This is a genomic window from Streptomyces sp. NPDC055815 (assembly GCF_053616475.1).
Map to the genome: position 1 here is coordinate 61,172 of NZ_JBSHDU010000007.1, position 14,725 is coordinate 75,896.

The 14,725-nt window shown below is 73.0% G+C and carries 11 protein-coding genes and 2 tRNA genes; 10 read left to right on the forward strand and 3 right to left on the reverse strand.

Annotation, left to right across the window (positions count from 1 at the left end; all coding sequences use genetic code 11):
• Positions 1–2: 2 nt before the first annotated feature.
• From ACWGN5_RS07435 to ACWGN5_RS07470, 8 genes are all read left to right on the forward strand, one after another.
• A complete protein-coding gene (locus ACWGN5_RS07435; RefSeq protein ID WP_453511992.1) occupies positions 3–2,096 on the forward strand; it encodes a hypothetical protein in 2,094 nt (697 codons plus the stop codon).
• Positions 2,097–2,472: 376 nt separating this feature from the next.
• Positions 2,473–2,976 carry a hypothetical protein gene (locus ACWGN5_RS07440; RefSeq protein WP_453511995.1) on the forward strand — a complete coding sequence of 168 codons (504 nt, stop codon included), beginning with the start codon at positions 2,473–2,475 and terminating at the stop codon, positions 2,974–2,976.
• A 10-nt stretch (positions 2,977–2,986) separates the two neighbouring features.
• Positions 2,987–3,343, forward strand: coding sequence for a hypothetical protein (locus ACWGN5_RS07445; RefSeq protein ID WP_453511998.1), 357 nt, complete (start codon positions 2,987–2,989; stop codon positions 3,341–3,343).
• Between the two features lie 11 nt (positions 3,344–3,354).
• Positions 3,355–3,711: a hypothetical protein gene (locus ACWGN5_RS07450; protein ID WP_453512001.1), complete on the forward strand. Its 357-nt coding sequence runs from the start codon at positions 3,355–3,357 to the stop codon at positions 3,709–3,711.
• 81 nt (positions 3,712–3,792) lie between these two features.
• On the forward strand, positions 3,793–4,752 hold the full coding sequence (locus tag ACWGN5_RS07455) for a bifunctional DNA primase/polymerase (protein WP_453512004.1): 960 nt from the start codon (positions 3,793–3,795) through the stop codon (positions 4,750–4,752).
• A gap of 191 nt (positions 4,753–4,943) precedes the next feature.
• Positions 4,944–6,104 (forward strand): DUF3631 domain-containing protein, encoded by a 1,161-nt coding sequence (locus ACWGN5_RS07460; protein WP_453512006.1) that lies wholly within the window; start codon positions 4,944–4,946, stop codon positions 6,102–6,104.
• A 204-nt stretch (positions 6,105–6,308) separates the two neighbouring features.
• Positions 6,309–6,506, forward strand: coding sequence for a helix-turn-helix domain-containing protein (locus ACWGN5_RS07465; protein ID WP_453512009.1), 198 nt, complete (start codon positions 6,309–6,311; stop codon positions 6,504–6,506).
• Complete coding sequence (locus ACWGN5_RS07470; protein ID WP_453512012.1) at positions 6,506–7,789, forward strand: tyrosine-type recombinase/integrase; 1,284 nt, start codon at positions 6,506–6,508, stop codon at positions 7,787–7,789. The genes ACWGN5_RS07465 and ACWGN5_RS07470 overlap by 1 nt, the downstream gene beginning before the upstream one ends.
• Before the next feature lie 80 nt (positions 7,790–7,869).
• On the opposite strand, the gene ACWGN5_RS07475 is transcribed toward ACWGN5_RS07470, so the two are convergent.
• Positions 7,870–7,942 (reverse strand) — tRNA-Arg (locus ACWGN5_RS07475).
• A gap of 332 nt (positions 7,943–8,274) precedes the next feature.
• Positions 8,275–8,365: transfer RNA gene (locus ACWGN5_RS07480), tRNA-Ser, on the reverse strand.
• A gap of 237 nt (positions 8,366–8,602) precedes the next feature.
• Between ACWGN5_RS07480 and ACWGN5_RS07485 the strand changes: the two genes are divergently transcribed.
• A complete protein-coding gene (locus tag ACWGN5_RS07485) occupies positions 8,603–9,028 on the forward strand; it encodes an SSI family serine proteinase inhibitor (protein ID WP_453512015.1) in 426 nt (141 codons plus the stop codon).
• A 115-nt stretch (positions 9,029–9,143) separates the two neighbouring features.
• Positions 9,144–12,983, forward strand: coding sequence for a PAS domain-containing protein (locus ACWGN5_RS07490; protein WP_453512018.1), 3,840 nt, complete (start codon positions 9,144–9,146; stop codon positions 12,981–12,983).
• A gap of 35 nt (positions 12,984–13,018) precedes the next feature.
• Here the strand turns inward: ACWGN5_RS07490 and ACWGN5_RS07495 are convergent, their stop codons facing one another.
• Positions 13,019–14,671, reverse strand: a complete 1,653-nt coding sequence (locus tag ACWGN5_RS07495; RefSeq protein ID WP_453512020.1) for a long-chain fatty acid--CoA ligase — start codon at positions 14,669–14,671, stop codon at positions 13,019–13,021.
• Positions 14,672–14,725 lie beyond the last annotated feature (54 nt).

Sequence of the window (14,725 nt, forward strand, 5' to 3'; positions counted from 1 at the left end):
CCATGGCCCCCAACACCGCCACCACCACGGGGCCGGTGTGGGACTGGGCGGCCGGTCACGGACCCGTGACCGGCGCCCTGTCCGCCACCACCGGAGCCCTCGCCCTCGCCACCACCGGGGCCGCCACCGGCATGCCCGCCGGATGGGCCCTCGCCGCCGGCGCCGCCGGAGCGATCGGCCACACCGTCACCAGCCTCCGCGAGCGCCTCGCCGCCCGCACCATCGGCATGCGCGCCGCCTCCTGGCTGCTCGGGGCCGGGTGGACCACCTGGGCCATCACCAGCGGCCCGCTGACCTGGACCGCCCTCGGCTCCCTCGCGACCCTCGGCGTCGGCATCGGGGCAGCCGCCCGCTCCACCCTCCTGCACGAAGAGGCCCGCGAACTCGAGGCCCTCGCCGCGGCCGAACGCCAGGTGTCGCGCGAACTGTCGGCCGAGCGGCGGGCGATCGCCGCGGAGTGGGTGGACCGCATCCAGCGCGTGTGCGGGCTGACGGTCCGGGTCCTGGCGGTGGAGATGTGGCCGACCGGCACCGGCTTCACCATCGACGCCGAACTCCCCGCCGGCGGCACCACCTACGACCGCATTGCCCGCGAGTCCGCCCGGCTGTCGGCCGACGCCCGTCTGCCGCACGGCTGCACCGCGTCCGCCTCGCAGGGCATCGACCAGGGCCGCGTGCTGATCGACGTCACCACGGTGAACGTGCTGGCCGAGGAGGTCACCTACCCCACCGACTACGGCCCGCTGTCCCTGCTCACCGGGATTCCGTGGGGGCTGCGAACGGATGGCCGGCAGGTGCCGGTCTACCTGCGCGAGCAGTGCGCGCTGGTGGTCGGGCCGACCGGGTCGGGCAAGACGAACATGGTCCACACGATCCTGGCCGGGTTCGCCCGCACCACGGACGTGCTGACCTGGGTCATCGACCTCAACGCCGGATCCGCCGGGCTCCCGTGGGTCCGCCCCGCCCTCACCGGGAACGGGCAGGGGATGCGGCCGGGCGTGGACTGGCTCGCCTCCAGCCACGAGGAGGCCGCCCTGATGCTGGACGCGGCGGTGCGGATCGCCAAGCACCGCAAGATGGCGTATCAGGACCTGATGGCGCAGGCGAACACCGACCTGCTGCCGATCTCCGCGCGGATCCCGCAGATCGAGATCGTCATCGACGAGGGCGCGGAGATCCTCACCAGCATGGACCGCCCCTCCAAGATGCTCGCGGCGAAGATTCTGGAGGTGATCCGGATCGCCCGCGCCATGGGCATCCGCACCGTCCTGACCGCGCTCGGCGCCACCGGCTCGGTGCTGGGGAACCTGATGATCCGCCGGGAGGGCAAGGTCCGGGTCGCGCTGACCGGCGGGGAGACCGAGGGCATGGACCTGGGCAAGCAGTTCCCCGGCTCTCGGGGTCTGCGGGTGGACCAGGCCCCCTACAAGGGCTCCGGGTTCATCGGCACCCCCGAATCACCGGCCGGCCTGTTCAAGTCGTGGCGGATCCTGCCCAACCAGATCCGCGACATCGTCGCCGCCACCTCCGACCGCCACCCCGCCCTGGACGCCGTCTCCCTCAAGGCGGCCGGGCCGGACTACGCCCGCCGCTGGGACTCGGCCCGCACCGCGTGGATGCACGACCACACCCCCAGCGCGGCACCGGCCGAGCCGTCCCAGACCGGCACCGGGGGCGGGCTGAACCTCTCCGCGCTGCGGACCGCCGAGCCGTCCGTGGTCGAGTCGGAGGCGGACCGGCTGGCGCGGGAGTTCCGCGAGCAGATCGACGCCCAGTTCGCCACCGCCCCCGAGCCGAACCAGACGGAGCCGCCGGCCGAGCGGCCGACCGCGGGCGGCGGGCTGAACCTGTCCGCGCTCCGCGACGAGGACAACGCCGCCCGCACCGCCGCCCTCGCCCTGCTCCTCGCGGCCGGGCCCGAGGGCACCGGGGCGTCCGCGATCGCCCGGGCGCTGGCCGAGGAGCACGGCACCTCACGGCAGACGGTGGTCGGCTGGCTCAAGACGTGGACCGACGACGGCACCGCCGTCCGCGTCGGCACCGGCACCAAGGCCCGCTACGTCCACCACCGCCACGCCCCGCCCGAGGGCCCGTGAGCGGAGATGTGGGGGGTGGGGCCACGGAGTCCTCATTCCAGTCCCGAGCTGGCTGCCGGGGCCCTTCCATACCCACCCCCCATAGCCGCGAGTCCCTCACGATCTCCGTCCGGCCCAAGGCCCCGGACGCTACCGGAGACCACTGACAACACCCCGGGGCGGGACTGCTTGTCGCCTGTCGCCCACCCCCACCGGGAAGGTCCCTGGGCGGCTTGCCGAGGGCCGGAAACGGCTTGTGACCTGCAAGGCGACAAGTGACAAGACAAGACAAGCGACAAGCCGCACGACAAGTCAGACGACAAGCGACACGACAAGCATGACACCGGCCGGACCCCCACCCGCGGGGGCCGGCCGCCGTCGTTGAAGGGACCAAGTTGTGCACGCCGACACCCCGTACGAGATCACCCCCACCACCCCCTACAGCACCCCGCTCGACCGCCCGACCCCGGTGCAGCGGCCGGTGATCCTGCCCGCCGAGATCCCGCCCGGCGTCGACTGGGTCACCCTCCCCAACGGGGTCCGCACCCTCGCCTACACCTACCCCACCGCCCCGACGCCCGCCGCTGTTCCGGCCGCGCAGCCGATCCCTGCGTGGGCCAAGACCACCGCCCTGCTCGCCCCCACCGTCGGCGGCGGGATCGCCGCCGCCGGCATCGGACTCTCCTACGCCGCCCCGGGACTCATCGCCATGAGCCACGCCCTCTGGTCCGCCGCCCTCGTCGTCGCCGCCGTCATCGCCGTCCCCGTCCTCCTGCGCACCGCCCGCCGAGCAGCAACCGGCACCGACAGCCGCGGGGCGGGGTCGACGACGCACATCACGCAGAACATCACCGCGACCGGCCTGTTCGGCCGCGCCAACGGCACCATCAACCACCACTGAGGAGATCACCGTGTGCCAGTTCGTCGAGCGCCGCATCGACACCGCGACCACCGTCACCCGCGCCGGTCTCGAAGCCCTCCTGTTCGAGGCCAGGGGCGACCTGGACTGGGCCGACCGGCAGCACCTCCTCCACCACCTGTGCGAGCCCGAGAACGGCCACAAGGCGCTGCTCCGGCTCCTCGCCGAGCTCATCGCCGCCACCCGGGACACGGTGCGCGAGTGGCACCCGAACCACGAGGCCGTGATCGCGACCCTCGACCAGGCCGCGACCCACGTCGCCGACCTGACCGAGCTCATCGCCACCGCACGCACCCTGCTGACCCCCGCCGCCCGGCTCGACGTCCTCACCTTGCCCGACGGCCGGTAGGGGCCGGAGCCGTGGAACGGGCCCCGTGCCTGGACTGGGGCGACAGCAGCCACTTCGACCGCACCCGGGACCTGCCGTGCTGCCTGTGCGGCAGGCCCACCCCGATGCGGTCCCACAACAAAGAGCCCGTCCACAAGGTGTGCGCCGAGGCCTGGAACGCCGCCCACCCGGGCGAGCCCCGCCGCTACACCCGACCCGCCAAAGACCGCCCCCAGTACGACGTCGGCACCTGGCGGTTCCACAACGACGGCCCCGTCACCGACACACGCGCACCGATCCTCGGCCAGACCATCACCAACTCCCTACGCCCCGCCGCCCGCGCGATCGAGGGCCCCAGGCAGGAGCAAAGCGGCCTGTTCGCCGCGTGACAGCACGAAGGGCGGCCCCCGTCTCGGCAAAGTCCGGGGCCGCCCTCCATCCAGCACACTCACGAACTGGAGACATCCAGCATGACCCAACCGCCCCCCGCCCGGCGAGAGGACAGCGACCCGCTGTCCATCGACCTGCCGGGCCTGAACCTGCTCGCCCACGCCGTTGCCGCCGCCGAACGCGGCTGGCACGTCTTCCCACTCCGCCCCGGCGACAAGCGGCCCGCCGGCCACGCCGAATCCCGCTGCCCCCGTACCGGCCGGTGCGCGGACGGGCACAAGACCCCCGAGCAGCGCGCCACCACCGACCCCGACCTGCTCGCCGCCGCGTGGACCCACGCCCCGTACAACATCGGCATCGCCACCGGCCCGTCTGGGCTGCTGGTGGTCGACCTCGACACGCTCAAAGAGGAAGACGAAGAAGGAACGCCTGACGGCGTGACTTCACTCAAGGCGCTCTGCGAGCGCGCCGGGCAGGCCGTCCCCCACACCCACCGGGTGCGGACCGCGCGCGGCGGGATGCACCTGTACTTCACCCGGCCCGACAGCGTCCGGCTCGGCAACACCGCCGGACGACTCGGCAAGCGGATCGACACCCGGGGCTGGGGCGGCTACGTCGTCGCCCCCGGCAGCCGCACCCCCGACGGTGCGTACGAGGTCCTCGACGACCGCCCGCCCATCCCGCTGCCCGACTGGCTCCACACCGCGCTCACCGCCCCGCGCGAGACCCCCCACAGTCCGGCCCCGGCTCTGGCCGTCGCCCTCGGCGGCGGGACCCGCGCCGCCGAGGTGGCCCTGGAGCGCGAGACCGCCGCCGTCCGCTCGGTCCAGGAGGGCGGCAGGAACGCACAGTTGCTCGCGTCCGCACGGGCGGTGGGGCGGTTCGTCGCGTGGGGCGACATCCCCCGGCACGTGGCCGAGGAGGCTTTTCAAGCGGCGGGGGAGACCTCCGGACTGCCGGCGGCCGAGTGCCGCTCCACGATCCGCAGCGCCCTCGACTGGTCCATCCGCACCGCCCACCCCCGGCCGGCCGCCGCATGACCAGCCCCGAAACCTCCCCCTTGAAAAGCCCCACCCCCACCGCGCACCGGCCCGCAGCCGCCGAACCGGCCCCGTCACCGGACGCCGTGGGCGCCCCAAGGGTCGTCGCCGAAGGCGTCCCTTCTGGTTCTGACCCGCACCCGGCCGACCACACCGACCGCACCCCCGCTCCCGCACGGAGGGACACCCACATGCCCGAGCCCATCGACGGTGCCGCCCTGCTCGACGAGGTGGAGGCCTTCCACCGCCGGTTCAACGTCTTCCCCCGCGAGGCCGCCTACGTCGCCGTCGCCCTGTGGGACGCACACGCCCACCTCCTCGACTGCTTCGACTCCACCCCCCGACTCGCATTCCTCTCCCCGGAGCCCGGTTCCGGCAAGTCCCGCGCCCTGGAGATCGTGGAGACCCTCGTGCCCCACCCGATGGTCGCGGTCAACGCCAGCGCCGCCGCCCTGTTCCGCGCCGTGTCCAGCGGTGAGGGGCGGCCGACGATCCTGTTCGACGAGATCGACACCGTCTTCGGCCCCAAGGCTGGGGACAACGAGGAACTCCGCGGCTTCCTCAACGCCGGCCACCGCCGCTCCGGCGTCACCTACCGGTGCATCGGCGACGGTGGCAACCAGACCGTTCAGGCCTTCCCGTCCTACACCGGCGTCGCGGTCGCCGGTCTCGGCTCCCTGCCCGACACGATCCTGACCCGCTCCGTCATCATCCGGATGCGACGCCGGGCCCGGAACGAGAAGGTCGAGCCGTTCCGACAGCGGCTCCACGAGAAGGAAGGCCACGCGCTGCGCGAGCGCCTCGCCGCATGGGCCGAGCAGGTACGCGAGCAGGTACGCGACGCGTGGCCCGAACTCCCCGAGGGAGTCACCGACCGGCCCGCCGACGTGTGGGAACCCCTGCTCGCCGTCGCGGACGCCGCCGGGGGCGAGTGGGGCAAACGCGCCCGCGCCGCCTGCGTGGAACTGGTCAAGGCTTCCCAGACCGACGACAAGGGTTCCCTCGGCATCCGGCTCCTGACCGACCTGCGCGACCACGTCATGGTCGGCGTGGACCGCCTGCCCACCATCGCCGTCATCGACCGCCTCAACGCCCTCGACGACGCCCCCTGGGCCGACCTCCAGGGCAAGCCGCTCGACTCCCGGCGTCTCGCCCGGATGCTCGCCGACTACATGACCAGCGACAACGAGCCCATCGCTTCCCGCAACATCCGCACCGCCGGCGGAGTCCTCAAGGGCTACTACGCGACCGACCTGTACGACGCGTGGCAGCGCTACTGCCCGCCCCCCTCCCAACAGCCGCTACAGGCGTCACAGCCGCTACAGGCCAGCTCACAGCCGATCTTTGCGTAGCGCAGACCCCCTGATGTAGCGGCTACGCACACACGTCACACCCGCCCCGCCCGACCCCGTCGGCCGGGGCGGGAACGTGCTGTAGCCGCTACATCCAACCGATCCGCTACACGCAGCACGCCGCTGACCTGCGATGTAGCGGCGAAGCGCATGTAGCGGACCTCTCAGAGGGGCTCCAAGGCCCCACTCGTCAGGAGGCATCCAGTGGCGACCATGCTCCCGACCACCCACATCGCCGTGACCGTCCCCGAGGTCATGGCCGCGCTGAAGCTCAGCCGCTTCAAGGTCTACGACCTGATCCGCTCGGGCGCCCTGCCCAGCTACACCGAGGGACGCGCCCGTCGCATCCCGCTCGACTCCCTGCACACGTACATGCGCAACAAGCTTGAGGAGGCTGCCTGATGGCCAAGAGGCGCGCCAACGGAGAAGGCACCATCACGAAGCGTTCGGACGGCCGCTACCAGGCCGCCGCGTACGTCTTCCGGCCGGACGGCACCCGCACGCGGAAGTTCGTCTACGGCAAGACCCGCGACGAGGTGAGCGACAAGCTCATCGAGATGCAGAACCAGACCCGTCAGGGCATCCCCGCCGCCACGTCGGCCATGCCGTTCGGGGACTACCTGACCTACTGGCTCGGTGCCATCGCCCCGACCCGGCTCAAGCCCGCGACGCTCAACAGCTACGAGGGGCTCACCCGGCTCTACATCCGGCCGGCCCTCGGGAAGAAGCGGCTCAACCGCCTCTCACCCACGGACGTCCGGCTCTTCCTCGCCGCGTTCAAGGACGGCTGCCTGTGCTGCCTGCGTGGGGCGGACGCCGCCCGGCCCGAGGGCGAGCGGAACTGCTGCGCCGTGAACAAGTGCTGCAAGCGCGGCCCTTCGGCCCGGACCGTGCAGTACGTCCACGCCGTGCTCCGGTCGGCCCTCCAGCAGGCCGTCCGCGAGGAACTGATCGCCCGCAACGTCGCGAAGATCGTGGAGACCCCCACCGTGAAGCGTGAAGAGGTTCGTCCGCTCGACGCCGGAGAGGCCCGGCTGCTCCTGAAGACCGCCCGAGACCACCGGCTCTACGCCCTGTGGCTGCTCATGGTCTCCACCGGCCTGCGCCGCGGGGAGGTCCTCGGGCTCACGTGGTCGGACGTCGACCTCAGCGCCGGACAGCTCCGGGTCCGCCGGAACCTCCAGCGCATCAAGCGCGAGCTGCTCTTCGGCACGCCGAAGACCACACGGTCCATCCGTACGGTCTCGCTCCCGAAGCGGTGCGTGGACGCGCTCCACGTGCACCGAGCGACCCAGGATCAGGAGCGGAAGGTGGCCGGCGAGAAGTGGAAGCCGCTGGACCACCAGCCCGGCGGGCTCATCTTCACGACGTCGACCGGCAGAGCGACTGACCCCCGGAGCCTGAACCGCATGCTCACGATCCTGTGCGCGAAGGCCAAGGTGCGGCGCGTACGCGTGCACGACCTCCGGCACACGTGCGCCTCCCTGCTCCTCGCACAGGGCGTGGACGCCCGGATCATCATGGAGACGCTCGGGCACAGCACCATCACGATGACGCTCGACACCTACGCGCACGTCATGCAGACGACGCTGAGGGCCGCAGCCGATCGGATGGACGACGCCCTGGGGATCGACGACCTCGGCGAAGAAGGCGGTGAGGCGCCGGAGGAATCCCCAGCCGAGTGATCGGGTCGTACGCCCGCGTTGATGTCACCCGCTGATGTCAAAGGCCCCCTGGACGATGTCCGGGGGGCCTTTGACCTGTGTGCACTCGGCAGGATTCGAACCTGCAACCTTCTGATCCGTAGTCAGATGCTCTATCCGTTAAGCTACGAGTGCTTGTTTTTAGTTCTTGTCTCCGTTCCCCCGGCCCTTTCGGCCCGCTGTCCCGGCGACAGGAAGAACATTACATGAGTCCCGCCGTCATGTGAAATCCATTCCCCCCACCCCTTGTGACCTGCGAAAACGTCACGGTGAGGGTCGAGTGAGGGGTGGCGGGCGAGGGGGCGCGGGCCGGGTGGGTGGGGCGAAAAGGCGGGGAAAGAGACCGGGGTCACACCTTCGGGGGCCGGAGGCGGAAGTCGGCGGTCGAGCTCGGTGGTGGAGCGGTTCGCGGGCCGGTCCGGAACGGCCGAAGCCCCGGCCTTGTGGGCCGGGGCTTCGGTGTGGGGCGGAGGCGGAGGGATTTGAACCCTCGATGGGCTTTAAGACCCAAACCGCATTAGCAGTGCGGCGCCATAGACCGGACTAGGCGACGCCTCCATCGCACCTCGCGCATACGCGGGTGGTGCGTGCAGATGATGACACAGGCGAACCGGCTGTCACCAATCGATTCTCACCGTACTAGTCCTCCGGGGTCCAGGGCAAAGCCCTGCCCGCCCGAGTCCGCCCCGCCCGGCGCACCCCGGTTGCGCAACGCCGGGGCGCCCGGAGCGTTAGAGGGGGCGGGCGCGTCGTGCACCCGCGCCCGTCGTACTCCCCGTGCTTCTGGAGATCCGCATGCTGCGCAGTCTCGTCCTCTCGACCCTCGCCACCGCCGCCGTCGGGACCGCCGGCCTCGGCCCGCTTCCGCCGCTGGCCCTGTTCTCGTCGCCCGACTCGCTGACCGTGACGGTCGAGAAGAGCGGCCACCCGGACGCCGACGGCACCTTCGAGCTGACCTGTGGCGACCGCGCCAAGGGCAACCACCCGGCCGCGGACAACGCCTGCAAGCGCCTGGACCGGCTGGCGAAGGAGGGCGCCGACCCCTTCCTGCCCGTCCCCCAGGACCAGATGTGCACCCAGGTCTACGGCGGGCCCGCACTCGCCCACGTCACCGGCACCTGGCAGGGCCGCAAGGTCGACGCCCGTTTCTCCCGGGCAAATGGGTGCGAGATCGACCGTTGGCAGAATCTGGAGCCGCTGCTTCCCCTTGTCCGGGGATGACGGCCGGAGGCTCCCTTAGACTCCCCTCAGTGACAGGCTGCGGCCCGAGGGGCAAGATGGGGCCGGCCGGCCGATAGGGCGAGCACGTGCAGTGCGTCAGGGAGGAAGCGTCGTCGTGAGCAGCAGGCCATCCCGAGGCGCTGCTCGCCTCGCAGCCATACTCGACGCCCTCCCCGACGGCCTCGTGCTCGTCAACTGCAACGGCACGGTCGTCAACGCCAACACCATCGCCCTCGGCATGTTCGAGACGCCCGGCACCGCGCTCGTCGGGCGCGGCCTGCTCGATCTGCTGCCGAGCTTCGACTCGCGCCTCATCCCCGGCTCCATGCGCCGCCCCGAGGGCGCCGACGAGCGGGGCCGTACCAAGCCCGCGCGGATGATCGCCCGCCGTACCGACGGCAGCGAGTTCCCCGTCGAGGTGACCAGCGCCAGCCTGGAGGACGGCCGCGAGGCCTACGACTCGTACGGCGGCTACACCGGCGACGAACTGCTCATGCTCGTCGTACGGGACCTCACCGGCACCCTCGACACCGAGGCCGAACTCGCCCGCTCGCAGCGCCAGACCGAGATGATCCTGCGCGCCGCCGCCGAGGGCGTCGTCGGCACCGACACCGACGGCCGTGTCGTCCTCGTGAACCCCGCCGCCGCGCAGATCCTCGGCCACCGCGCCGGCGAGCTCGGCGGCCAGGAGCTGCACCCGCTGATCCTCGCCAAGCGCGCCGACGGCGAGCCCTTCCCGTACGAGGAGTCCCCCCTCGCCGACACCCTCAAGTCCGGGCGCAAGCACCGGGTCCGCGGCCAGGTCCTGTGGTCGAAGAAGGGCGAACGGGTCCCCGTCGACCTGACGACCGCTCCGGTACGGGACGGCGACCAGCTCGTCGGCGCGGTCATGACCTTCACCGACCGCAGGCCGTACGAGCAGCTCGCCGAGGAGCACGCCGCCGAGCTCACCCGGCTCACCGAGCGGCACGCGGCGGAGCTCGCCGACCTGGCCGAGCGGCACGCCGCCGAGCGCGAGACGCAGGCGGAGAAGTACGCCTCCCTCGCCGCCCGCCACGAGCAGCTGACCGCCGTCCTCGCCGAGTCGCTGCGCGGGCCCCTGGACGAGCTCCGCACCCAGCTCGGCACCCTCGCCGCCGACGACGCCGGACAGTTGTGGCCCGAGGCCAACCAGGTCCTGCACCACCTGGCCGCCGGCTACGCCCGGATGACGACCCTCGTCGACAACGTCCTCGGCTACCAGCGCCTCGACGCCGGTGCCGAGGAGCTCGACAAGGCCGTGGTGCTGCTCGACGGGATCGTGACCGCCGGCATCGACTCCGCCGTCGAGCTCATCGGGCCCGGCCGCGCCCAGTTCGCCGTCCACGCGCCGCCCATCGAGGCCGAGGTCGACGCCGCCCGTCTGACGACCGCGCTCGCCCATCTCGTCGCGGACGTCGCCGGCGTCGACGCGACCGGCAAGAGCAAGGCCGAGCGGACCCCCAGCGACTCCACGATCGTCGTCGCGGCCGCCCAGCGCGGTGATGTCGTACGGATCGAGGTCCGCGGCCCGTACGCGGGCGGCGACCCCGTGCACGGGCCCGTCGTGCGCGGCATCGTGGCGGCGCACGGCGGCGTCGTGCAGACCCACGAGGTGCCGGGGACCAGCGGCGGCGCGTACGTCCTCGAGGTGCCGCTCGGCGCGGGCCGGGGCACGGTTCCCGCGCCGCCGCGCGACGACGCGCCCTCGGGCGGCCGCGAGGCCCTCGCCCTCCCGGCCCAGGCCTCTGGCCCGAACCCGGGGGCGGACACGGGCATGAACCCGGGGGCGAACCCGGGGGCGGACACGGGCATGGGCATGGCCGGCGGGACTGCCGCCGGGACGGGCGCTGCGCTTGGCCTTGCCGCCGGGCCCGTTCCGGCCTCCGTGTCCGGTCCGGTGCCTGTTTCCGGTGCCTCCTCCCATCCCGTGCCCGTTCCCGGTGCACCCTCCGGTCCCGTCCCCGTTCCCGGCGTCAGCGCCGACTCCGCTTCCGTCGTCGCTCCCGGTGGGATTCCCGGCGCGGGGACGGCTCCGGGTGCGGCTCCCGGTGCCGCCATCGCCCTCGGTCCCGCCCCCGAGGCCCCCGGTGGCGGGCGGCGGCGGGCTCGACGGGCGTCCACCGATGCCTTCCTGGAGAGCGCCGTCGCGCCCGAGGGCGAGGTGCCGGGCGGTGCCGGGCCGAGTGGGCGGCGCCGTGCCCGTACGGGAGAGGCCGCCGAGCTGATCCCCGCCCAGCAGAACACCGCCGTCGACGCCCCCGTCGAGCCCACCGGGCGCCGCCGTGGCCGGCCCGCCGAGGGCTCCGTCGTGACCGCCGCCGAGGGTGCGCAGGGGCGTGCCGCGCTCGGCGCCGCCGTGCCGCCGCAGGGCGTCGCCGTCGAGCCGACCGGGGCTCCCGCCCTGGCCCGCGCCCTGCCCTCCGTCGCCTCCGAGGAGGCTCCGGCGCAGCCGAGCGGGCGCCGTCGGCGCGCGCTGGCCGCCGCGCAGGAGCGGGCCGCCGCGGCCGAGGCCGGGCCCCGTACGCCGTTCGCACTGCCGCCCGCCGATGCCGACCGTGGTCCCGAGACGGCCCCGCCCGGTCCGCTGCCCGTCTCCGACGAGGGGCAGCACGAGGCCGTGCGGGGTGTCCCGGGCGACGGCCACACGCCGCCGCAGGCCCATCCGCAGGCCGAGTCCCCGGTCGAGCCGACCGGGCGGCGCCGGGCCGTGGCGGTCCCGCAGCCGGAGGCCGCCTCGCGGCCGGCGCCCCAGCCCGCGGCCCCGTCCGTGCCCCGGCCCGTGGCGCCGAACACCACGGGTTCCGGCACCGGTTCCGTACCGCTGCCTCCCGAGCTGCCGATGCCGGCGACCGTGTCGAAGGACTCGACCCAGGGGCGGGCGTTCAGCGTCCGTACCCTCGGGCAGGGCGTCCCGTTCGTCCCGCCCGCGGCCGCTCCGGCCGCGCCCGCCGGGCCCTCCAACGGCTCCGGGCGGCGGCGCAGGCTCGCCACCCCGCCCGAGGTCGACCCGCCGGCCGTGGCCGAGGCCAGGCCGCATCCGCAGCCGACCGCCCCGGCCCCCTCGCCGCACGACACCCCGGCCGAGGGCCGCGCGTACGCCATAGGGGCGCCCGCCGAGGGCTCCGCCGAGGGGCCCGAGCCGCTCGACGGTCCCGGCGGCGCGGTCGAGGTCGCCAACCGGCCCGCCCCGCGTCCCGTCGACGACGAGCTGCCCCCGGAGCCCCTCGACAACCCGCGCCGGCTGCTCGTCTGGCCCGCGCCCGACGTCACCACCCAGCAGGCGCTGAGCGACCGCGGCTACCGGCCGGTGATCGTGCACTCCCGCGAGGAGGTCGACGCGCAGATCGCCGCCTTCCCGGCCGCGCTCTTCGTCGACCCGCTGACCGGTCCCATCACCCGTACGGCCCTGCAGTCGCTGCGTCAGGCGGCCGTCGCCGCCGAGGTGCCGGTGCTGCTCGCGGCCGGGCTCGGGCAGGCGACGCGGGAGGCGGCGTACGGCGCCGATCCGGCCGTACTCCTCAAGGCGCTCGCTCCCCGCGACAGCGAGCAGCACCCCTCGCGGGTCCTGCTGATCGAGGAGAACGAGACCATCGCGGAGGCGCTCGCGGCCACGCTGGAGCGGCGCGGGATGCAGGTCGCGCAGGCGGAGACGGACACCGAGGCGGTCATGCTGGCCACCCAGACCCGGCCGAACCTGGTGGTGATGGACCTGATGCAGGTGCGCCGCCGCCGGGCCGGGATCATCGACTGGCTGCGCGCGAACGGCCAGTTGAACCGCACCCCGCTCGTCGTCTACACCTCGGCCGACCTGGTCGAGGAGGAGCTCCCGAAGCTGGAGTCCGGCGAGACGGTCCTGTTCCTCGCCGAGCGTTCGAACAGTGCCGAGGTGCAGGCTCGGATCGTCGACCTGCTCGCGAAGATCGGCACCAACTAGCCCCTTCGGACGAGTTGGTGCCGATCTTCGGCGGATCAGAGCTGGGTGACGTCCAGCTCGCCCTCCGCGTACTGCCTGCGGATGACCTTCTTGTCGAACTTGCCGACGCTCGTCTTCGGCACCGCCGGCACGATCGCCCAGCGCTCCGGCAGCTGCCACTTGGCGATGCCGCCCTCGTCGGCGAGGAAGGCCCGCAGCGTCTCGTAGTCCGCCGTCGAGCCCTCCTTGAGGACGACGGTCGCCAGCGGACGCTCGCCCCACTTGTCGTCCGGCACCGCGACGACGGCGGCCTCGGCGACCTCCGGGTGGGCCATGAGGGCGTTCTCCAGCTCGACGCTGGAGATCCACTCGCCGCCCGACTTGATGACGTCCTTGGCGCGGTCGGTGAGGGTGAGGTAGCCGTCCGGGCTGATCACGCCGACGTCGCCGGTCTTCAGCCAGCCGTCCTCGCTGAACTTGTCCGCGGGCCGGATCTCCTCGGCGCCGATGCCGCCGAAGTACGAGCCCGCGATCCAGGTGCCGCGCACCTCCAGCTCGCCCGCCGACTCGCCGTCCCAGGGGAGGTGTTCGCCGCCGGGGCCGACGAGGCGCGCCTCGACACCGGCCGGGAAGCGGCCCTGCGTGACCCGGTACGGCCACTCCTCCTCGGGGGTGAGGCCGTGCGGCGGGTGGGCCATCGTGCCGAGCGGGGAGGTCTCGGTCATGCCCCAGGCGTGGCAGAGGCGGACCCCGAGCCGGTCGTACGCCTCCATCAGGGAGGGCGGACAGGCGGCGCCGCCGATGGTGACCTGGCGCATCGAGGAGAGGTCGCGGGGGTTCGCGGTGACCTCGGCGAGCAGGCCCTGCCAGATGGTGGGGACGGCGGCCGCGTGGGTCGGCTTCTCGCGCTCGATCATGTCGGCGAGCGGGGCCGGCTGCAGGAACCGGTCCGGCATGAGCATGTTGATGCCGGTCATGAAGGTGGCGTGCGGCAGGCCCCAGGCGTTGACGTGGAACTGCGGGACGACGACCAGGGTCGTGTCCTTGTCGGTGAGGCCCATCGACTCGGTCATGTTCACCTGCATGGAGTGCAGGTAGATCGAACGGTGCGAGTAGACGACGCCCTTCGGGTCTCCGGTGGTGCCGGAGGTGTAGCACATGGCCGCGGCCGTACGCTCGTCGAGCTCGGGCCAGTCGTACGAGGTCGGGCGGCCGGCGATCAGCTCCTCGTACTCGTGGACGCGCGGGGTGGCGCCGTCGAGGAGGGAACGGTCGCCCGGGCCCGCGACGACGACGTGCTCGACCGTCGGCAGGTGCGGGAGCAGCGGGGCGAGGAGGGGGAGCAGCGAGCCGTTGACGAGGACGACCCGGTCGGCGGCGTGGTTGACGATCCACACCAGCTGCTCGGGGGGCAGGCGGAGGTTGAGGGTGTGGAGGACCGCGCCCATGGAGGGGATCGCGAAGTAGGCCTCGACGTGCTCCGAGTTGTTCCACATCAGCGTCGCCAAAACATCCTCTGGCTGAACACCGAGCTCGTCGCGCAGGGCGTGAGCCAGCTGTGCAGTTCGGTCGCCGACCTCGGCGAAGGTCCGCCGCTGCGGCTCCGGCTCACCGGTCCAGGTCGTGACCGTGGAGCCTCCGTGGACTCTGCGGCCGTGCTCCAGGATCCGGCTGATGTTGAGCTGTACGTCCTGCATGGTGCTGTACACGGGGCGTCCTCCCGGTGGGCGCTACGTGGCAAGGGGTGTGGAGATTCTGCGCAC